General features: G+C 69.2%; 13 protein-coding genes. 6 read left to right on the forward strand and 7 right to left on the reverse strand.

The genetic code is table 11. From position 1 onward, the window contains the following. Positions 1-23: 23 nt before the first annotated feature. The 4 genes from AC3ERS_RS12055 to AC3ERS_RS12070 all read right to left on the reverse strand — a co-directional run bounded on the left by AC3ERS_RS12055 (position 24) and on the right by AC3ERS_RS12070 (position 5,225). Positions 24-1,325: an ammonium transporter gene (locus AC3ERS_RS12055; protein WP_431966611.1), complete on the reverse strand. Its 1,302-nt coding sequence runs from the start codon at positions 1,323-1,325 to the stop codon at positions 24-26. Between the two features lie 50 nt (positions 1,326-1,375). Then, positions 1,376-2,017 carry a TetR/AcrR family transcriptional regulator gene (locus AC3ERS_RS12060; RefSeq protein WP_431966613.1) on the reverse strand — a complete coding sequence of 214 codons (642 nt, stop codon included), beginning with the start codon at positions 2,015-2,017 and terminating at the stop codon, positions 1,376-1,378. Between the two features lie 44 nt (positions 2,018-2,061). Further along, positions 2,062-4,311 (reverse strand): MMPL family transporter, encoded by a 2,250-nt coding sequence (locus tag AC3ERS_RS12065; protein ID WP_431966615.1) that lies wholly within the window; start codon positions 4,309-4,311, stop codon positions 2,062-2,064. A gap of 89 nt (positions 4,312-4,400) precedes the next feature. Next, positions 4,401-5,225 (reverse strand): hypothetical protein, encoded by an 825-nt coding sequence (locus AC3ERS_RS12070; RefSeq protein WP_431966617.1) that lies wholly within the window; start codon positions 5,223-5,225, stop codon positions 4,401-4,403. A 480-nt stretch (positions 5,226-5,705) separates the two neighbouring features. Between AC3ERS_RS12070 and AC3ERS_RS12075 the strand changes: the two genes are divergently transcribed. The 4 genes from AC3ERS_RS12075 to AC3ERS_RS12090 all read left to right on the forward strand — a co-directional run bounded on the left by AC3ERS_RS12075 (position 5,706) and on the right by AC3ERS_RS12090 (position 13,604). Continuing rightward, positions 5,706-8,648, forward strand: a complete 2,943-nt coding sequence (locus AC3ERS_RS12075; protein WP_431966619.1) for a DNA polymerase III subunit gamma and tau — start codon at positions 5,706-5,708, stop codon at positions 8,646-8,648. Positions 8,649-8,983: 335 nt separating this feature from the next. Continuing rightward, the gene (locus AC3ERS_RS12080) at positions 8,984-10,198 is read left to right on the forward strand and encodes an acetyl-CoA C-acetyltransferase (RefSeq protein WP_431966621.1); all 1,215 of its coding nucleotides are present in this window, start codon (positions 8,984-8,986) and stop codon (positions 10,196-10,198) included. Positions 10,199-10,237: 39 nt separating this feature from the next. Next, positions 10,238-12,388: a 3-hydroxyacyl-CoA dehydrogenase NAD-binding domain-containing protein gene (locus AC3ERS_RS12085; protein ID WP_431966623.1), complete on the forward strand. Its 2,151-nt coding sequence runs from the start codon at positions 10,238-10,240 to the stop codon at positions 12,386-12,388. 127 nt (positions 12,389-12,515) lie between these two features. Further along, a complete protein-coding gene (locus tag AC3ERS_RS12090; RefSeq protein WP_431966625.1) occupies positions 12,516-13,604 on the forward strand; it encodes an esterase-like activity of phytase family protein in 1,089 nt (362 codons plus the stop codon). A gap of 17 nt (positions 13,605-13,621) precedes the next feature. Here AC3ERS_RS12090 and AC3ERS_RS12095 read toward each other — a convergent pair whose 3' ends face one another. Next, positions 13,622-14,062: a MarR family winged helix-turn-helix transcriptional regulator gene (locus tag AC3ERS_RS12095; RefSeq protein WP_431966627.1), complete on the reverse strand. Its 441-nt coding sequence runs from the start codon at positions 14,060-14,062 to the stop codon at positions 13,622-13,624. 235 nt (positions 14,063-14,297) lie between these two features. Between AC3ERS_RS12095 and AC3ERS_RS12100 the strand changes: the two genes are divergently transcribed. Together AC3ERS_RS12100 and AC3ERS_RS12105 are read left to right on the forward strand one after the other, a co-directional pair. Then, complete coding sequence (locus AC3ERS_RS12100) at positions 14,298-14,939, forward strand: SgcJ/EcaC family oxidoreductase (protein WP_431966629.1); 642 nt, start codon at positions 14,298-14,300, stop codon at positions 14,937-14,939. A gap of 175 nt (positions 14,940-15,114) precedes the next feature. Then, the gene (locus AC3ERS_RS12105) at positions 15,115-18,741 is read left to right on the forward strand and encodes a protein kinase domain-containing protein (RefSeq protein WP_431966631.1); all 3,627 of its coding nucleotides are present in this window, start codon (positions 15,115-15,117) and stop codon (positions 18,739-18,741) included. Positions 18,742-18,833: 92 nt separating this feature from the next. Here the strand turns inward: AC3ERS_RS12105 and AC3ERS_RS12110 are convergent, their stop codons facing one another. Continuing rightward, complete coding sequence (locus AC3ERS_RS12110) at positions 18,834-20,150, reverse strand: class I SAM-dependent methyltransferase (protein ID WP_431966633.1); 1,317 nt, start codon at positions 20,148-20,150, stop codon at positions 18,834-18,836. After that, a complete protein-coding gene (locus AC3ERS_RS12115; protein ID WP_431966797.1) occupies positions 20,147-21,589 on the reverse strand; it encodes an FAD-binding oxidoreductase in 1,443 nt (480 codons plus the stop codon). Before AC3ERS_RS12115 ends, AC3ERS_RS12110 begins: the two co-directional genes overlap by 4 nt. Between the last annotated feature and the right edge of the window lie 66 nt (positions 21,590-21,655).

The following is a 21,655-nucleotide window of genomic DNA, read 5'->3' on the forward strand; positions in this document are numbered from 1 at the left end:
TGCAGGGCCGGCTAGCCGGTCGCTCAGTCCTCGTCCCGATCGTGCGGCGTGTGCCCGCCGCCGATGCCGAAATGCCCGCGCGGCGAATGCCCGTGCACCCCTTCGGCGTACGCGGTCTCCGCGTGCAGCGCGAAGTCGATGCCAGAGGTTTCGTCCTCCTTGCTGATCCGGAAGCCGAGGAACCTGTCGATGCCCTTGCCGAGGGCGAACGAGACGCCGAAGGCGTAAGCCGCGACCGCCACCGCGCCGAGCAGCTGCTTGCCGAGCTGGGTGAGCCCACCGCCGTACAGCAGACCTTCCACGCCGCCGGTCATCACCTGGCTGGCGAGCAGACCGATGAGCACCGTGCCGACCACGCCGCCGACGAAGTGCACGCCGACCACGTCGAGGGAGTCGTCGTAGTTGGCCTTGAACTTCCAGCCGACCGCGAACGAACACACCGTGCCCGCCGCGAGCCCGACGACGACCGCGCCGAGAGTGTCGACGTATCCGCAGGACGGAGTGATCGCCACCAGGCCCGCGACGACGCCGGACGCGGCACCGAAGGTGGTCGGGTGGCCGTCGCGCACGCGCTCCACCGCGAGCCAGCCGAGCATGCCGAGGCAGCCCGCGATCAGTGTGTTCAGGAACACCGCCGCGGCCAGACCGCTGGCGTTCAGCGACGAGCCCGCGTTGAAGCCGAACCAGCCGAACCACAGCAGACCCGCGCCGAGCAGCACGAACGGCAGGTTGTGCGGTCGCATCGCGTCCACCTTGAAGCCGATGCGCGGGCCGAGCACCAGCGCGAGCGCCAGCGCGGAGGCGCCGGAGGCGATCTCCACCACCAGGCCGCCCGCGTAGTCCAGCGCGCCGAACTTCGCCAGCCAGCCGTCCGGTCCCCACACCCAGTGCGCGATCGGCACGTACACGGCCAGCGTCCACAGCGGCACGAAGACCATCCAGCCGGAGAACTTGGCCCGGTCGGCGATGGCGCCGCTGACCAGCGCCGCGGTCAGAATGGCGAAGGTGAGCTGGAAGGTCGCGTAGAGCAGTTCCGGCACCGTGCCGCGCACCGTCGTCGGGTCGATGCCCACCAAGCCGACGTGCTCGAGCGTGCCGATCAGTCCGCCTCCCGCGTCGGGGCCGAAGGCCAGGCTGTAGCCGAACAACAGCCAGGTCACCGTGACGAGCGGGATGGCGATGAAGCTCATCATCAGCATGTTGAGCACGCCGGTCGAACGCACCATGCCGCCGTAGAAGATGGCCAGGCCGGGCGTCATCAGCAGCACAAGAGCGGTGCTGCCGAGCAGCCAGGCGGTGGCCGCGGGATCGATGGTCGGTGGCATGGCGGGTAACTCCTTCTGCGGGCATGCGTCGCGAAGAAGTTACCGAACGCTCACGAGGTCTTCCGCCACTGCGGGAGGTTTTCGTCGAGCCAGACGTCCAGCTCGTCGGGGCTCGGCGTGCCGCCGACCATGTTCAGCACGGTGTGCCCGAGGCAGGCCGCGCACATGATGCGATTCGCCATCTCCTCGTGATCGCCCCACGGCAGATGCGGTTTGGCGATCAGCAGGGAAGCGAGGCCGTGCACGACGGCCCACAGGTCGAGCACGACCGGCAGCGGATCGCCCGGCGCGATCGTGCCCTCCGCCATGCACTCGCGCACCGACGCCGCGAAATGCTGGAACGCGCCGCTGGTGAGCACCTCGTCCACCGCGCCGCCGCTCTCGGTGGGCCCGGCCGCCACCCGGTACTGCGCCGGGTGCTCCAGCGCGTAGCGCACGTAGGCCAGGCCCTGATCGCGCAGCCGGGTCATCGGCGACACCGTGGGGTCGGTGGCCGCGCGCATGGCGTCGGCCAGATCCTCGAACGCCTTGGCCACCGCTGCCTCGATCAGCTCGTCCTTGTCGGCGAAATGCCGGTAGATGGACGGTGCGCTCACCCCGACGAGCTTGCTCACCTCGCGGATCGACACCGCGTCGGCCCGGCCGGTGCGCGCGAGCAATTCCGCTGTGGCCGTGAGTATCTCGGTACGCAATTGCGCGCCGGAACCGCGCGGTGATCGAGGTCGACGGTGCAGGGTCATGGACGTCCCACGTGCTCGGGTTCCCGTGCGATGGCGTCCTGGTCGACGTCCTCCGCGAGGCCGATCCGATCATGCAGCCGGACAAGGGTTTTCGGTGCCCACCAGTTGGCCGTGCCGAGCAGGCGCATCAGCGCAGGCGCGAGCAGGGCCCGGATGATCGTCGCGTCGACGAGCACGGTCAAGGTGAGGCCGAGACCCATCAGCTGCATGAACGAGACCTTCGAGGTGATCAGCGCGCCCAACACGATAGCCATCAGCACCGCGGCGGCGGTGAAGATCCGGCCGGTGCGGGCGACGCCGATGGCCACCGCGCGGTTGTTGTCGTGGGTGCGCAACCACTCCTCGCGGATCCGCGAGAGCAGGAACACCTCGTAGTCCATGGACAAGCCGAAGGCCAGGCAGAACATCAGGATCGGCATGGTCGGCACCATGTAGCCGACCGCGGTGAAGCCGAGCAGGTTCGACAGGTGTCCCTCCTGGAACACCCACACCATCGCGCCGAAGGCGGCCGCGAGCGAGAGGGTGTTGAGCGCCAGTGCCTTGATCGGCAGCACGACGCTTCCGGTGAACAGGAACAGCACCACCAACGTGGCCAGCACGATCAGCGTGGCGGCCAACGGCAGTCGATCGCTCAGCGCGGCAAGCGAATCCGCGTTGACCGCGGCCGCGCCGCCGTACAGCGCGGGCCCGGGCGCGGGCACCGCCTCGATCGCGCGCAGCTGACGTTCGCCCTCGGGGGAGAAGGGGTCGACGTAACTGACGACGGTGAGGTAGGTCCCCGTGTCGTTGGCCATGCCGGGCGGCGCCGCCCCGACCCGCGCACCGTTCACGAAGGTGCCCGCGCTGGACAGCACGGCGGGCACGTTCGGCAGTTCGGAAAGCCGCGTGGCGTACGTGCCGACGCCTGCGGTGTCACCGGTGTAGCCGTCCAGCACGATCGTGGTGCTCGCGCCGGGATCGGCCTGCGGGAAGTGCGCCCGCAGCTCATCGCCGACCTGCCTGCTGGTCGAGGAGGTGGGCAGCACCCGGTCGTCGGGGTAGCCGAACCTCACCGACAGGAACGGCGCGCCGAGGACGAGCAGCAGCGCGATGATCACCACGGTCACCGGCACCGCGTGCCGCATCACCCGCGTGACCAGCCGGTACCAGCCGGACTCCGCCGGCGGCACCGGGCCTGCGGGCGGCGGGCGCCGGAACATCCGCCGCAGCGGAACGCGCAGGTCGAGCGAGTTGACGCGGTACCCGAGCAGCACCAGCGCGGCGGGCAGGATCACGATCGCCGCCGCGGCCGCTGCCGCGACCACCGCGACGCCCGCGTAGGCGAAGGACCTCAGGAAGTACAGGTTGAACACGCTGAGCGCGGCCAGCGACAGCGCGACGGTGAGCGCGGAGAACAGCACCGTGCGCCCCGCGGTCTGCACGGCGCGGATGGTGGCCGCCGTCGGGTCGAGGCCGTTGCCCAGTTCCTCGCGGTATCGGCTGACGATGAACAGGCTGTAGTCGATCGCGAGGGCCAGGCCGAGCGCGGTCGTCATGTTCAGCGCGTAGATGGACACGTCGGTGACGAGTGTGAACAACCGCAGGATGGCCAGCGTCGCCGCGATCGCGAAGAGGCCGACGGCCAGCGGCAGGGCCGCCGCGACCAAGCTGCCGAACACCAGGATGAGCACGATCATCGACAACGGCACCGCGATGCTCTCGGCGAGGGCCAGGTCGAGGGTGGTCTGCTCGTTGACGTCGTGATAGATCGCGGCCATGCCGCCTTGACGTACCGTCACGCCGTCGGCGGCGCCGGTGAGCTGTTCGGTGAGTTCGCCCGCGATTTTCTGCACCTCGGTGTCGTCGCCTTCGATGAAGGCGGCGATCAGCGCGCTCGACCCGCCGTCGTTGCTGCGTAACGCGGTCGAGAACGGCAGCGGAGTGGTCCAGTAGGACTGCACGGCGGTCACGTCGGGGCGTGCGCGCAGCGCGTCGACGAGTCGCATGCCCGCGGCGCGCGCGGCGGGGCTGTCGACGCCGCTCTCGGTGCTCACCAGCAGGACGTAGTTGGGCGAAGCGCCGCCGAAGTTGTCCGCGATAATCCGGTTGACCTGCGAGGATTCGGCGTCGTCCGAGACGAATCCGCCGGATTTCAGGTGCGTGGCCGCGGTGGCGCCGAAGAGTCCGCACCCGATCACCAAGGCCAGCGCGGTGATCAAGATGACGCGCGGGTACCGCGTGGCCGTTCGTGCGATCCGATAGAGCATCGCGGCTCCCCTCCGTGAGTTAACGCGGTTAGCGTAACGCTGTTAACTCATGGGTGTCGAGTGGCCGAAAGCAGTGGCCGGGACATCGCTCAGCCGCGGTTCTTCCGGGTCAGCGCGCGCCGGCCGCGGCGGCCGGGGATCGGCAGATCGTCCTCGACGACGACCCACTCGGCGGTGGTGAGCCACAGCTCCTGGGCCCGCGCGTCGGCGGTGTCGTGGAAGACACGGCGTCCACGGTCGTCGCGCAGGTCGCGCGCGAGGTTCGACCAGCGCGGCGGACGGCCGTGTTCGTCCAGGTGAGCGGAGAGATGCCCGGCGACGAGCGTCCCGATCGTGTTGACCGGCCGCAGCGAGACCCGATTCCCGTATTTGGCGGCGTGGAAACGCCTTGCCGCGCAGAGCGACTGCGGATTCGCGTTGGACGCGATCCAGCCCGCCCGCTGGGCGCGCTCGACCAGCCACAGGTGTTTGACCGCGTTGGGCGCGATGACGCCGATGCGTTCCTTGATCAGCGCCGTCACCGGTTCGGAGGAGAGGATGTCGCGGCGGGTGGGGCCGACGCCGTGGGTCATCCAGTGCTCGTGCGCGAGACGGGCGAGCACGCGGCCGAAGTCGTCGATGCTGCGCTGGGCGCGGCGGCCGAGCCGTTCGATGCGTTCTGCCTCGCGGCGCATCTCGTTCTGCGCGGTGAGGGTTCGGATCGCGGCCATGGTCGGCACCTGACCGCGTTCGAGCAACTCGAGAATGGCCGAGGCGGTGGCGGGATCTGCGGCGGCGGTCACCGGCAGCGAATCGCGTTTGATCGCGAATTCCTGGGGGCTGATGGCGCGGCTGAGCAGTCCGACGGCGGCTCGATCGCCGGCGAAGTCGGTATTGGAGAGCCAGGCGGCGGCGATGTCGTCACACGACGGCACGTGGAACGGTCCTCCGATATACGCGGTGGGAGTTCGGCGATGTCGCACTGGGGCCGGGAGGTGTTCAGGTTGTGCCCCGGTCGGGATGAGGGACCGGCCGGGGTCACCAACCTGATGAAGGTTTGGCTACCGAAGTTGCCAACAGCCACGGTAGCCAGCGGCGCGCTAGCTGTCACCCGGGTTGACTTATTCGTTACATCGACAAAAAGGGGCATAACCGGGGCGTGAGTATGCATTACCGCTGGCGAGAAAGGCGGACGAACTGCTTCGTCCGGTTTTTGATAACCGACAGATACACGATTGCTGTCATGTTGCCGGTTTGTGAGAGGAACGAAGCGGCGGAAGGAGTCTCCTGGAATCATGTGATCTGCATCACATTCGAAGGGAATCTCGCGGTACGCCGTGAGCGGCGCGACGGCTCGCCCGCGTGAGACCCCGGTCGCCGACCGCTTTGTCGGTGGTCGCCGGTAACCTCTGGCCGTGGCTCTGTACCGGAAGTACCGACCGGCAACGTTCGCTGAGGTGGTGGGTCAGGAGCACGTCACCGACCCGCTGAGCATCGCGCTCGACACCGGACGGATCAGTCATGCCTATCTGTTCTCCGGTCCGCGGGGCTGCGGTAAGACCTCGTCGGCGCGCATCCTTGCGCGTTCGCTGAACTGCGTGCAGGGCCCGACGTCGCGGCCGTGCGGAGTCTGCCCGTCCTGCGTGGCGCTCGGGCCGGGCGGACCGGGCAATCTCGACGTGATCGAACTCGACGCCGCGAGCCACGGCGGCGTCGACGACACCCGCGAGCTGCGCGACCGCGCCTTCTACGCGCCCGCCGAATCCCGGTATCGCGTCTTCATCGTCGACGAGGCCCACATGGTCACCACCGCGGGCTTCAACGCGCTGCTCAAGATCGTCGAGGAACCGCCCGCCCACCTGATCTTCATCTTCGCCACCACCGAGCCCGACAAGGTGCTGCCGACCATCCGCTCGCGCACCCACCACTACCCGTTCCGGCTGCTGCCGCCCGCGACGATGCGCGGGCTGCTCGGCAAGATCTGCGAACAGGAGAACGTTCCGGTCGAGGAAGCGGTGTATCCGTTGGTGATTCGCGCGGGCGGCGGTTCCCCGCGCGACAGCCTCAGCGTGCTCGACCAGCTGCTCGCAGGCGCGGGCCCGGACGGCGTCACCTACAACCGTGCCGTCGCGCTGCTCGGCGTCACCGACGTCGCGCTCATCGACGACGCGGTGGAGGCGCTGGCCGCCGACGACGGCGCGGCGCTGTTCGGCACCGTGGACAGCGTCATGGAGGCGGGGCACGATCCGCGCCGTTTCGCGGTCGACCTGCTGGAGCGTTTCCGCGATCTGATCCTGTTGCGCGCGGTGCCCGACGCCGCCGACCGCGGCCTGGTGTCCGGGCCGGGCGACGTGCTGGACCGCATGCGCGACCAAGCGCAGCGCCTCGGCCCCGCCACCCTGACCCGCTACGCCGAACTGCTGCACGAGGGTCTGGGCGAGATGCGCGGCGCCACCGCGCCCCGGCTGCTGCTCGAGGTCGTGTGCGCCCGCATGCTCTTGCCCTCGGTCTCCGGCACGGAGTCCGCCGCGCTTCAGCGCCTGGAACGCCTCGAACGCGGCTTCGCGGGCGGTGCGATCGCCCCGGCCCCGGCCTCCGCCCCCGCCGCCGAGGCGAGCCGGACCGCCGCACCCGCCCCGGCCCGCGCACCGGGTGAGCCTCCGCGTCGCCGGGGCGCGGAGGCGCTCGCCGCGTTGCGTGAGAACAAGTCTCGGGGCGGAGGTTCGGCCCAGGGTGGCATCGAAAGCGACGCGGGAGGAAGCACTTCCGTCGAGCGCACGGACCGCGCTCAATCGCCCGCCGGTGCGCAGGCGGAAGCATCCGACGGTGGTCCGCAGCCTTCCGCCGCCGCCCCGGCTGCGCCCATCGCGCGACAGGACGACCAGCGTGAGGACGCGATCGCGGCGGCCGCTGCAGGGCGCGGCGACGCCACCGAATCGAGCGGCGACTCGGCCGCTGCCGAGCGCGGTGCTGTCGCGCCGAGCGCTGACTCGGCCCAGCGCGGCGACGCGGCCGTAGCCGGAGCGCGAGACGAAGCCCCGCGAGGCGAAGCCCCGGGCGCGGCCGCTCCCGTGTCCGCGGTGGCCGAGGGCCACGTGGGCGGGACAGCAGCGCGGAACGCCGAGGATCGAGTCGAATCGACTGCCGAGCCCGTCCGCCGGGGCGAAGCCGAGCCGCAGGCCGCCGACGCGCCGGGTCATCGGACCGAGGGGCGGCCCAGCGCCTCGGAGGAATCGGCCGCTCCGCCGCGCGCCGATCGGCCCGCCGCGCCGTACGCCGAAGCCGCGTCGGATCGAGTGGGGGAGCGACCCGCGGGGTCCGTCGACGGGGAAAGCGGGGCTGGGGAGCCCCCGTCGACTGTCGCGGCCGGTACGGGTCGCCCGACCGAACGCGCCGCGTTTTCGGGGAGCGCCACCGCCGGTCCGGCCGAGGGCGACGCTCGCCGGGAACCGGCCGAACGCGCGGGATATCAAGCGGCACAGTCGGTTTCCGATACGAGCCCCCGTTCCGGGCAAGTGACCGAGGAATCGTCCGCCGATCGCCGCGGCGGCGCGACGGCGGCGGAACGGCCCGTCGAGTCCGCGGAATCGATGGCTGCGGCGTTGCCCGACGAGCCTGTGGGTGCGCAGGGCGCGGATCTGCTGCGAGCCGTCGAGGGCGCGTGGGCGGAGATCCGGGCCAAGGTCAGGGAGTTCGGACCGACCGTGCAGGCGTTGCTGTCGGGTGCCTCGGTGGCGCGGGTCGAGGGCACGGCCATCGTGTTCGCGCACCAGCACGCGCCGCTGGCGCAGCGGTTGTCCGAGGCACGCAATGTCGAGGCCGTGCGCGCGGCGGTGCGGGCCGTGCTCGGGAGCGACCACGAGATTCGCTGGGAGGCCGGTGGCGCGACCCCGCGTCCCGCGGCCCAGCCGTCGAAGGGCGCGCGGGGCACGGGACAGGGTGCGGCCGGGCGCGGCGTGGGAAGCCAAGGCGGCCGCGGCGAAACGGGCCCGCCTCGATTCTCGCGACCCAGCCAGGCCAGGGCGAACGCCGCGGGCGACGCTCCTGCTCGCGGGCAGCGGCCCGCTCCGCCCACGCGGTCCGGCGACGACGACATCCCGCCGCCTGATTATCCGGACCTACCCGACGACCCCGGCCCCGGCGACTACCCGCCGCCCGATCCAGGCGGTTACGAATCGCTCTCCAGCTCGGCCGGATCGGCCCCTGGCGGCGTGCCGGGGCCCTCGACGCCGGAAGAGGAGCAGGAGATGCTGGCCGAGGCCGCCAAGCCGGTGGCGCCCGAGGCCCGTCACGACCCCGACGAGGTCGCCCTGGAATTGCTCCGCAGTGAGCTCGGTGCCACACGGCTGGATGGTTGACAACCACCGCCTCGAGGACGTTAAGTTAACCGGAGTTCGCACACGACGGTAGTATGAACGGGTGGCCGTGAGCTCCGGTGTGGCGGCGTTCTATGGTATGCCCAGGCGTACGGGCGTGTCCGGAACGTACGTCCGCTGGTGCTCGCCGACTTTTGTACAGCGTTATGCGGTGCGAGCGACGGGCCTGGAGACGGAACCTCGCGTCACCGCGCTGGGCCTCGTGAGCACGGCAAACTGAATACGGACGGTCGGTCTCATGGCCGGTCGGCGAGGTGACCCGCGGCCGTGCCGCACAACGCGGTGCAGGCGCACCCCAAGGAAGGAAACACTCCGATATGACCACAGAGGCCTACATTTACGAGGCCATCCGCACCCCGCGCGGACGCGGCAAGAAGAACGGTTCGCTGCACTCGGTCAAGCCGATCGACCTGACTGTTGGTCTGATCCAGGAGCTGCGCGGCCGTTTCCCGAACCTCGACGAGGACCGGATCTCCGACCTGATCCTCGGTGTCGTCGCACCGGTGGGTGACCAGGGTGCCGACATCGCCCGCACCGCCGTGACCGTGGCCGGCCTGCCCGACACCGTCGGCGGCTTCCAGCTCAACCGCTTCTGCGCCTCCGGCCTCGAGGCCGTGAACCTGGCCGCGCAGAAGGTGCGCTCGGGCTTCGACGACCTGGTCATCGCCGGTGGCGTCGAGTCCATGTCCCGCGTTGCGATGGGCTCCGACGGCGGCGCCTGGGCGATGGACCCGACCACCAACTACGACACCTACTTCGTGCCGCAGGGTGTTTCCGCCGACCTGATCGCCACCATCGAGGGCTTCTCCCGCGATGACGTGGACGCCTACGCCGTGCGCTCGCAGGACCTGGCCGCCAAGGCCACCACCGGCGGCTACTTCGCCAAGTCGATCGTTCCGGTCAAGGACCAGAACGGCCTCGTCGTCCTCGACAACGACGAGCACATGCGTCCCGGCACCAAGGCCGAGGACCTGGCCAAGCTGAACCCGTCCTTCGCCGTGATCGGTGAAATGGGTGGCTTCGACGCCGTGGCGCTGCAGAAGTTCCACTTCGTGGAGAAGATCAACCACGTGCACCACGGCGGCAACAGCTCCGGCATCGTCGACGGCGCCGCGCTGGTGCTGATCGGTTCCGAAGAGGCGGGCAAGGCCTCCGGCCTGACCCCGCGTGCGCGCGTCGTCGCGACCGCCACCAGCGGCGCCGACTCCACCATCATGCTGACCGGTCCCACCCCGGCCGCCAAGAAGGCGCTGGCCAAGGCGGGCCTGACCCTCGACGACATCGACCTGGTCGAGATCAACGAGGCGTTCGCCTCCGTGGTGCTGAAGTTCCAGAAGGACCTGAACATCCCGGACGAGAAGCTGAACGTCAACGGCGGCGCCATCGCGATGGGCCACCCGCTGGGCGCCACCGGCGCGATGATCACCGGCACCATGGTCGACGAGCTGGAGCGCCGCAACGGCCGCTACGCGCTGATCACGCTGTGCATCGGTGGCGGCATGGGCGTGGCGACGATCATCGAGCGCGTCTAACCCCAACCGACAGCACAGAATTCAAGGAGACACAGAGCTGTGAGCGAAACCAACATGATCGGTTGGGAGCAGGATTCGGACGGCATCGTCGTACTGACGATGGACGACCCGAACCAGGGCGCCAACACGATGAACGAGCTGTACAAGACGTCGATGACCGCGACCGTCGACCGGCTCGAGGCCGAGAAGGACAGCATCACCGGCGTGGTGCTGACCTCGGCGAAGAAGACCTTCTTCGCGGGCGGCGACCTGAAGAACATGATGAAGGTCGGCCCGGAAGACGGCCAGGCCCTCATGGACGAGCTGGGCACCATCAAGGGTGCGCTGCGTCGCCTCGAGCAGCTCGGCAAGCCGGTCGTTTCCGCGATCAACGGCGCCGCGCTCGGCGGCGGCCTCGAGATCACCCTCGCGACCCACTACCGCATCGCGGCCGACGTGCCGGGTGTGCAGCTGGGCCTGCCCGAGGTCAGCCTGGGCCTGCTGCCCGCCGGTGGCGGTGTCACCCGCACCGTGCGCATGCTCGGCCTCCAGGGCGCGCTCATGCAGGTGCTGCTGCAGGGCCAGAAGTACCGCCCGGGCAAGGCCAAGGAAATCGGCCTGATCAACGAGGTCGTCGGCTCGATCGAGGAGCTGGTCCCGGCCGCCAAGGCGTGGATCAAGGCCAACCCCGAGGGTGGCGTGCAGCCCTGGGACAAGAAGGGCTACAAGATCCCCGGTGGCACCCCGTCCACCCCGGCCTTCGCGGCGAACCTGCCCGCGTTCCCGGCCAACCTGCGTAAGCAGCTCAAGGGCACCAACATGCCCGCGCCGCGCGCCATCATGGCCGCCGCGGTCGAGGGCGCGCAGGTCGACATCGACAACGCCTCGCTCATCGAGTCGCGCTACTTCGTCCACCTGCTGACCGGCCCGGTCGCGAAGAACATGATTCAGGCGTTCTTCTTCGACCTGCAGTCGATCAACAACGGCGGCTCGCGTCCGAAGGACGTGCCGAAGAAGGACATCAAGAAGATCGGCGTGCTCGGCGCGGGCATGATGGGCGCGGGCATCGCGTACGTCTCCGCCAAGGCGGGCTACGAGGTCGTGCTGAAGGACGTCACCATCGAGGCGGCCGAGCGCGGCAAGAACTACTCCGAGAAGATCGAGGCCAAGGCCCTCTCCCGTGGCAAGACCACCGAGGAGAAGTCCAAGGCGCTGCTCGACCGGATCACGCCGTCCGCCGACGCCAAGGACTTCGCCGGCGTCGACTTCGTGATCGAGGCCGTCTTCGAGAACACCGAGCTCAAGCACAAGGTGTTCCAGGAGATCGAGGACATCGTCGACGCGGACGCGCTGCTCGGATCGAACACCTCCACCCTGCCGATCACCGGTCTCGCGGCCGGCGTGAAGCGCCAGGAGGACTTCATCGGCATCCACTTCTTCTCGCCGGTCGACAAGATGCCGCTGGTGGAGATCATCAAGGGTGAGAAGACCTCGGACGAGGCGCTGGCCCGGGTGTTCGACTACACCCTCGCGATCAAGAAGACCCCGATCGTCGTCAACGACAGCCGCGGCTTCTTCACCTCGCGCGTGATCGGCACCTTCGTCAACGAGGCGATCGCCATGCTGGGCGAGGGCATCGATCCTTCGACCATCGAGCAGGCCGGCTCGCAGGCGGGCTACCCGGCCGCGCCGCTGCAGCTGTCGGACGAGCTGAACATGAAGCTCATGCTGAAGATCGCCAAGGAGACCCAGGAGGCCATCGCCCGCGGTGACGCCACCATGGGCAAGCAGAAGCACCCGGCCATCGACGTCATCGAGTACATGGTGAACGAGGGTCGTCCGGGTCGTCTGGAGAAGGCGGGCTTCTACGAGTACGACGAGAACGGCAAGCGGACCGGCCTGTGGGGCGGCCTGCGTGAGCACTTCAAGTCGGTCACCGGCTTCAACGTGCCGCTCCAGGATCTGATCGACCGGATGCTGTTCATCGAGGCGATCGAGACCCAGAAGTGCTTCGACGAGGGTGTGCTCGAGACCACCGCCGACGCCAACATCGGCTCGATCTTCGGCATCGGTTACCCGGCCTGGACCGGTGGTGTGCACCAGTTCATCGTCGGCTACCCGGGCGGCCAGGAGGGCTTCGTGGCTCGCGCCGACGAGCTGAAGGCCAAGTACGGCGACCGCTTCGAGGTTCCCGCCTCGCTGCGCAAGTAATCGCGCCGCGTAGGTCATCGCGCAACGGCGAAGCCCGCCACCGCTTTTCGCGGTGGCGGGCTTTCGCCGTTCCGGAGTTCCGACGGTGTTCACCGTGCGGTTCGCGGGTGCCGCTACGGTGTGGCTTGTGCGCAGAAGAACCGGACTCCCGCTCGCCCTCGCGGTCGGCGTCGCCGCGCTGACCGCGGCGCCCACAGCGCACGCCGAACCGGCCGTGCGGCTGCTGGGTCAGCAGATCCTGCCGCACGCGATGGACTTTCACGGCACCACGGTCGGCGGACTGTCCGGCATCGACTATCGGCCGAGCACGGGTGAGTACGTGCTGATCAGCGACGACCGCTCGGAGCGCGCACCGGCCCGCGGCTACACCGCCCGCTTCACGGTCGACGCGAACGGCGTCGGCCCGGTGACTTTCACCGGCACATACCTGCTGCGCACCCCCGCGGGCACCGTCTACGCGCCGAAATCGGTGGACCCCGAAGAGATTCGCGTCGATCCGTGGACGGGCGACTACTCCTGGACCCAGGAAGGCGAGCGCGCGGACGACGTGCTCGCCGACCCGTCCGTGCGCGTCGCGCGGCCGGACGGGACGTTCGTCGCCGAACTGCCGATCCCCGACAACGAGCGGATGCGGCCGGACGCGGGGCCGCGCCGCAACGCGGCACTGGAAGCGGCGACCTTCGCCACGGGCGGCGCGCTGTTCGTGACGGCCGTCGAGGGCCCGCTGCTCCAGGACGGTCCCGAGGCGACGGTGACCTCGGGCGCGATCTCGCGCATCACCGTCCAGGCGCGCTTCGGGCCCTTGCTCGCGCAGTACGCGTATCCGATGGAGCCGGTGTTCGCCGAGTCGCGGCCGGAGCCGGGGCGCGGCGGCAACGGCGTCGCCTCGATCCTGGCCGCCGATCCGCTCGATCCCACGAAATTCCTGGTGCTGGAGCGCGCGTACGTCGAGGGCGCGGGCGACAAGATCCGGATCTACGAGGCCGACACCGCGGGCGCGACCAACGTGCTCGACGCCCCGCTCGGCGACGCCCGCCCGGTAGCCAAACGGCTGCTCGTCGACCTGGCCGAGGCCGGGCTCACGGATATCGACAACATCGAGAGCATGACCTGGGGGCCACGGCTGCCCTCGGGTGAGCGGACGCTCGTGCTCGTCAGCGACGACAACTTCGCCGCCGGTCAGATCACCCAGCTGGTCGCGCTCGCGGTGCGCTGAGCTTTCGAAAACTGAGCTCAGTCGGCGCGAAGTTCTTCCGTCGCTTGGAAATACGCGTCGGCGGCGCGGCGGAAGTAGTCGAACAGTAGCTCGCGCTGCTCGGGCTCGTATCCGGCGATGATCTCGCCGACGCGGCGCCGGGCGGGGGCCAGCACGCGATTCAGGTCGGCGGGCGTTTCGATCAGTTCGACGGTGATCTTGCGCCGGTCGCCAGGGACAGGAACCCGCCGCACGTACCCGGCCTCTTCCAACCGATCGACCAGCCGGGTGGTCGGGCCGGTGGTGAGACCCGTGCGAGCGCCGAGTTCTCCCGGCGTCATGGGGCCGCTGAGTTCCAGGACATTCAGCGCGTAGAGGTCGGTGGCGCCCAGGTCGACCGCCCGCGCTCCGGCCTGTCCGTGCAACATGATCGCGCTGAGATAGCGGCTATAGATCGCACTCGCCTCCGAGCGCGCCATTGCCCCTGATTGCGCTGGGCCCGATTGCGCTGGGCCGGATTGCGCCGGGGCCGTTTGTGCTGTGTCCGTTTGTGCTGCGTCCGATCGCCCCGGAGCCGATTGCGGCGCGTCCGGTCGCGTTCCATCCGATCGCCCTGTTGACACGATTGCCTCCGTCTCCTAATCTCTTCTTCAACAAAGAGAAATCTTCGGCGAAGAAAGTTCTTCTAAGCAGAAACCTATCACGGAGGACGTCATGACCACCATCGATTCGCCCACAACCAGCACCGCGCACCCGCGTCGCCGCAAGGCCGTCCGCATCCTCGCCGCGTCGGCTCTCGTTCTCGGACTCGCCGCGGGCGGCGGATACCTCTGGCTGGACAAGACCTCCGAGGTCCGCAATCTGGGGACCTCGGACTGCGCGACCGTCGTCCCGTCCGGGGCGGCCGCGACGCCGGAGGCCGTCGCGGAGATCTGCGCCGTTCTCGACCGGCTCACCGACGCGTGGGCCGCGGGCGACGCGGACGCCTTCGGCAGCGTCTTCACCGAGGACGCCACGTACACCACCTACGTCGGCACCTACTACGAGGGCAAGACCGATCTCGTCGAAGCCCACCGCGCGCTGTTCGACGGTTTCCTGAAGGGCACCAAGCTCGCCGACTCCTACCTCGGCATCCGGTTCTACGGTCCCGACACGGCGGTGGTCACCAGCCGCGGCGACACCTACAAGGGCGACCGCAAGAGCGCCGACGAGCTGACCAAGACCCAGACCTACACCCTGGTCGAGCAGGACGGACGCTGGCTGATCGCGGCCTTCCACAACACCAAGCGCGGCAACGTCATGGAGCGGATCTCGTTCCTCTTCGCGCCCGACACGAGGCCGGCCGCCGAGCGCTGATCACGCGGCCGTCGCAGGTGGGGACGACACTGCGGCAATCTCCACCCAACCGGCCGTACACCGCGCTACGTTGGAGTATGCGCAGGCGATTCGGACACCGGACCCCCGGTGCCCGACGTCGGCATGTTCCACGATCGCCGGTGACGCCGATTCGATGTGAGTTCGAGGTGGTCACGTGAATCCACAGGCGGGCTCGGGCAAGGTGAGTCCCGAAGCGTCCCAGGCCGATTCGAATGCCCAGCCCGGGGTGGACGACCCGCAGCGTGCCGCGGAAACGCAACGCGTCGGGGAAACTCGGCGCGGCGCGGACACCCAGCGCAACGAGCCGATCGGCATCGCCGACGAGCTCGAGGTGATGGGTCTCTCCGGCGCGGTCGAGATCGGCAGGGGTGGATTCGGCGTGGTGTACCGCTGCCTGCAGACCGCGCTGGAACGGGTCGTCGCGGTGAAGGTGCTCTCCTCCGAGATCGACGTCGAGAGCCGCGAGCGCTTCCTCCGCGAGGAGCAGGCCATGGGCAGGCTCTCCGGCCACCCCAACATCGTCGACATCCTGCAGGTGGACGTCACCGCCAGCGGAATGCCGATCATCGTGATGCCGTACTGCACGCACGGCTCGCTGGAACAGCTCATCCGCGAACGGGGCCCGCTCACGTGGGCCGATTCGCTGCGCGCCGGGGTGAAGCTGGCGGGTGCGATCGAGAGCGCGCACCGGGCGCAGATCCTGCATCGCGACGTCAAGCCCGCCAACGTGCTGCTCAGCGGCTACGGCGAACCGCAGCTCACCGATTTCGGCATCGCGCGGATCCCCGGCGGCTTCCGCACCTCGAGCAGCATGATCACCGGCTCGCCCGCGTTCACCGCGCCGGAAGTGCTCAAGGGCGAGGAGCCGACCGTCCGCTCCGACATCTACGGTCTCGGCGCGACGCTGTTCGCGCTGCTCACCGGCCACGCGGCCTTCGAGAGGCAGGCGGGGGAGAAGGTGGTGGCGCAGTTCCTGCGGATCACCACCCAGCCGGTGCCGGATCTGCGCGAACAGGACATCCCGCCCGATGTGGCCGACGCGATCGAGCAGGCCATGGCGCCCGACCCGGCCGATCGACCGGAGTCGGCGTTCGAATTCGGCATGTTGCTGCGCTCGGTGCAGCGGGAGCACGAGCAGTTGCCCGACGAGATGGCGCTGCTGGACACCGCCGTGTCGCTCGAAGAACCCGATGGCGAGCACCCGGTCGAAGCGCAACCGTCCACGCGCACCGGGCGCGCGGTCACCCGGCGCAGCTGGCCGTTGACGCTGCGCCCCGCCGTGTCGCGGCATCCCGGCGGTTCGGCCACCATGCCGCCCACCGCGGCGACGAAGTTCCACCCGCCCACTCCGGTCCTCGAACCGGTGCCGCGACCACGCCTGATGGACATCCTGCGCGGCGGCGGCCGTCGCAGGCTCGCGATGATCCACGCCCCCGCCGGTTTCGGCAAGAGCATGGTGGCCGCGCAGTGGCGCGCGGAGCTGGCGGGCGGCGGCGTGCCGGTCGCGTGGATCGGCATCGACCAGGACGACGACAACGAGATCTGGTTCCTCGCCCACCTCATCCAGGCCATCCACCGGGTGCGGCCCGATATCGGCGCCGGTCTCGACCGAGCGCTCGAGGAACGCGCGGGCGATGCGGTCGGCTACGTCATGACGACCCTCATCAACGAGATTCACGCGGGCGAGGAGACCATCGTGGTGGTGGTCGACGACTGGCATCGCGTCAGCGATCCCGGCACGCACCGCGTGATGGAGTCGCTGCTCGACAACGGCTGCCACCACCTGCGCTTCGTGGTGACCAGCAGGGAACAGTCCGGGCTGCCGACCAGCCGGATGCGAGTACACGACGAACTGGTCGAGATCGGTTCGGCGGCGCTGCGGCTGACCATGGCCGAGACGAAGCAGATCCTGGTGGAGCGCAACGGTTTCGCGCTCACCGAGGCCCAGCTGGAGCAGATCCACGAGACGACCGACGGCTGGCCCGCCGCCATTCAGCTGATCAGCCTCTCGCTGCGCGGCAACGTCGACGCCGACCAGTTGATCGCGACGCTGTCGGAGGGCAGTCACGGCATCCGCGAATACCTCGCCGAGAACGTGCTCGACGCGCTCGAACCGCGAATGCTGGATTTCCTCACCGCGATCTCGGTGACCGAGCGCGTCTCGGCTCCGCTGGCCGCCGCGCTGTCCGACGACAGCGAGGCCGAGCTGCTGCTCGCCCAAGCCGAGCAGCGTGAGCTGTTCCTGCGCCGCATCGAGCACGATCCGGAGTGGTACCGGATGCAGCCGCTGTTCGCCGAGCATCTGCGGGCCCGGTTGGAGCGGACGCAACCCGGCAAACTGAAGTCGCAGCATCGCAAGGCCTCCCGCTGGTACGCCGAACATCAGTTGCTACGCAAGTCGGTGGACCACGCGCTGGCCGCGGCGGATCTGAAGATGGCGCTCGACCTGCTCGAGGGCGGCGGCATGGATCTGATCGACGCCTCCCGGCTGGCCACCCTGCTCGGCACGGTGTCGAAACTGCCCGTGCAGCAGGTCGCTTCGCGATCCAAGCTGCTGATGGCGGTGGCACGGGCGAACGTGAATCTGCAGCAGTCCACCGCGGCGCGCAGCGCGCTCGGCAGACTGTCGAACATGCTGGCCCGCGGCTCGTCGGGCGACGCCGACGTGGTCCAGCAGCGGTGGGAGGCCACGGTACTCGCCGCCGCCGACCAGATCGCGCGGGACCACACCGAGGGCGTGCTCGATCGGATCGAGGGATGCCTGGAGCATGCGGACGAGCTGCCCGCCTGGACCGTGTCCACCGCGGCGAACCTCATCTCGTTCGTGCGGCTGTGCGAGTTCGATTTCGACGGCGCTCGCTCGATCCAGGAGTGGGCGACCCGATACCACGCCGTCTCGAAGGATCCGCTCGGTTCGGTGTTCGGTCTGTGCGGGCAGGGCGCGGCGGCCTACGAGCAGCTCGATATCGCCACCGCGACCCAGTGTTTCCAGCAGGCGTGGGAGACGGCCAGGCTCCGCTCGGGTCCGCGTACCGACGCGGTGCGGGTGGCCTCGGCGCTGCTCGGCGAATTGAACTATCGCCGAGGCGATCTCGACACCGCCGACCGGCTGCTGGACGAGAGCCACCAGCTGGTCACCCGGGTCGGTCCGGTCGACTTCCTGATCTCGACATTCGTCACCGGCGCCAGGGTGAAGGCGGTGCGCGGCGATCTCGCCACCGCGGCGGCCCGGCTGGACGACGGCGCCCGCGTGGCCGCCGAGCAGCGCTTGGTCCGGCTGGCCGCGCACATCCGCGCCGAACGGTTGCGGCTCGGCCTGCCGGTCGAGGCCGTGGCGCACGGCGACGGGCAGGCGGAGGCGCTCGGCGTCGTGCATCACCGCTTGGTCGGCTCCGCCGCGCTCACGGCCGAAGCCGAGGAGCTCGCCGGTATCCGCGGCCTGCTCGCGCGCAAGGCCCTGCACTCGGACGACACCGCCGTGCGCCGCGCCCGCGCCTTGCACGGCCGGATGCTCGAACAGGACCGTCCCCGAGCGGAATTGGACACCGCCCTGCTGCTCGCCGAATGCCTCGCCGCCTCCGGCTGGGTCGGTGAGGCCGCGGGCCTGCTGCTTCCCGCCGCCGCCACCTGCGCGGAACTGGGTTGGACCCGCCCGCTGCTCGACGCCGGACCGGGCGTGGTCGCCATCCTGCGCGTGCTGCTCACCGAGATGCACGCCGCGCCCGATCAGCTCGAGGACGTGACGCTACCCGCCGTGTTCCTGGAAGAACTCCTGGACTGACAAGCGGGCAGCGCTACGAATCCGCGTGCATCGGCGGGTACACGTCGACCGGCTGAGCCGAGCGATGCCGGTCGCGAACCAGCGTCAGCGGGTCACGCCTCCCACCAGGGGCGCAGCGGGACCGTCCACGTTCTGTCGGCGGGCAGCTTGACCCCGAGCACCTGGTGCAGCTGAACCACGTTGCGCTGGAAGCCGAGCCGGCATCCCGCCATGTACAGACCCCATACCTTGGCGGTGCCCTCGCCGACTTCCTCGACGCAGGCGTCCCAGTTGGCGACCAGGTTCTTGCACCATTCGTGCAGGGTCAGCGCGTAGTGCTCGCGCAGGTTCTCCTCGTGCAGCACCTCGAGCCCGATGTTCTGGATCTCGGAGATGATGCGGCCGGAGCCGATCAGTTCGCCGTCCGGAAACACGTACCGGTCGATGAAATCGCCCGCCTTGGTGGTGCGGGTGTTGTCCGGCCGGGTGATGCAGTGGTTCAGGAACAGGCCGCCGTCGCGCAGCTTGCTCTTGATGAATTCGAAGTAGAACGGGTAGTTGTGCACGCCGATGTGCTCGGTGAGGCCGATGGAGGACACCGCGTCGAACTCGCCCTCGGGCACGTCGCGGTAGTCCGAGTGGCGCACCTCGGCCAGATCGGCGAGCCCTTCTTCGGCGATCTTGCGCTGCGCCCATTCGGCCTGTTCCGCGGAGAGCGTCGCGCCGATGACCTTCACGCCGCGCCGCGCCGCGTAGCGCACCATGCCGCCCCAGCCGCAGCCGATGTCGAGCAGCCGGTCGCCTTCCTTCAGCCGCAACTTGTCGAAGACCAAGCGGTACTTGTTCTCCTGGGCCTGCTCCAGCGTCCAGTTCTCGTCGCCGTAGACCGCGCAGGTGTAGGTCATCGAGGAGCCGAGGACGTGCTCGTAGAAGGCGTTCGAGACGTCGTAGTGGTGGTGGATGGCCTCCGCGTCGCGGGTCTTGGAGTGGCGCAGGCCCTCGAATGCGATCCGGCGCCAGCGCGGCAGCGTCTCCTGCGGCGGCGGCGCGACCGGCTTGAGCCGCTCCCACCCGAGCGAGCGTGCGATGGTGACCAGCGCGAGCGCCGAGGGACGCCGGAAATTCAAGTCCTGCATCGCCTTCAGGAGGTCGTACGGGTCGCCGGGGTGGACGCCGGAGGCGGTCATGTCGCCCGCGATGTAGGCGCGCGCCATGCCGAGATCACCGGGCGCGGTGGCCAGGTAGTTGATGCCGCGCGGCGTCTTGATGTCGAGGGTGTAGTCCGAATCCTCCGGCCCGGTCGCGCTGCCGTCGTAGGCGGTCAGGCGAATCGGGACCTCGCCGTCGACGAGGCTCTCGAAGATCTCGGCAATGCTCAGCTTGGTTCCCAGATCCGCGAACACGTCGGAACGGTCCTTGAAAGTCGTCATTTCCTCTGCACCGCCTTCGAATACAAATCCAGCAAGCGCTGGTCCGGGTCGTAGCGTTTCTTCACTTCGGTGTAAATCTCGCCGCCGTAGAGCGCCGCGAACTCGTCCTCGTCGTAGAAAGCGTCCGAGTACAGCGATTTGTGCCCGTCGAATTCGGTCACCGTGCGTTCGATGGCGCGGTTGGCCGCGCCCTCCTGCTGTCCGGGAACGGTGGGCACGGCCGACCAGAATCCCACGTTGACGTAGGTCCGGTTCGGCTCGATCGGGTAGAGCGGCCAGGCGCGTCCGCTCGTCGCGGCGGGCGCGCCCGTGTCCCGCAAGCGCAGCGGGCACAGCCAGATCGGCTCGATCGGGATCTCGCGCAGGAACCACTCGACGAAATCCGCGGTGCGCTCCACCGGGACCTCGATGTCCTGCACCACCCGTTCGCGCGGCGGGTTGCCCTTGCGGGCCTCCAGCTTGTCGCCGATGTCGTACTTGTGGTCGAGGGCGACCAGTTTCCAGTAGAAGCTGCTGCGCCGGTAGCGCTTCGGCCAGAACCGCCGGATCCTCGGGTTCTGCGTGCCGAATGCCCGCGAGCACCAGAACCAGTCGGTGTCCCAGCGCCACAGGTAGTCGTGGATGGTGAGGCGATCGCGCGTGGGTTCGGCGGATCCGTGCTGGATCGAGCGGTAGTAGATGTCCATCCCGGTGTAGTCGCTGACCGGGCCCGGCTCGTCGGTCTGCCTGCCGAGGGTCAGGTAGCTCTCGTCGGCGGTGAAGACGACGCCGTCCAGGTAGTCGACCCGCTCGCCGTCGTAGGACTTCTCGTCCACGATCCGCGCGATCGCGGCCTCCAGTTCCCGCAGGTCGCGGAATCGCACGTGGCGCAGCGCCACATAGGGCTCGACCCGCTCGAGCTCGATCTTCAGCCGGACGGTGTAGCCGAGCGTGCCGTAGGAATTGGGGAAGCCGCGGAACAGATCCGCGTGCTCGCCGTCCGGCCGCGCGGTGATCAACTCGCCCGCTCCGGTCAGCACGTCCATCTCCAGCACGGACTCGTGCGGGAGGCCGTTGCGGAACGAGGTGGACTCGATGCCGAGTCCGGTGACCGCGCCGCCGAGCGTGATGGTCTTGAGCTGCGGAACCACCAGCGGCGCCAGCCCGTACGGCAGGGTCGCGGCCACCAGGTCCTCGTAGGTGGTCATGCCTGCGACGTCGGCGGTTCGCGCGGCGCTGTCCACCGCGATCACCGAGGTGAGTCCCGAGACGTCCAGGCCGGGTGCGGTGTTCTTGGCCCTCGCCCGGAACAGGTTCGAGGTCTTCTTCGCCAGCCGCACGTTGGCGTTCGCGGGTATGGCGCGATAACTCGCCAGGAGGCGATCCACACCCGCTCGATGCGCGGCAAACCCTGATTCGCGTGCGGCCGGACTGTGACCGGCCTTCCCCAACAGACTCACTGCCACCCCTCGACGCTAGTACGCACCGTGACCTACAGCCACTGAGAATTGATCGAGCCGGGATAA

The sequence above is a fragment of the Nocardia sp. bgisy134 genome, from assembly GCF_057708325.1.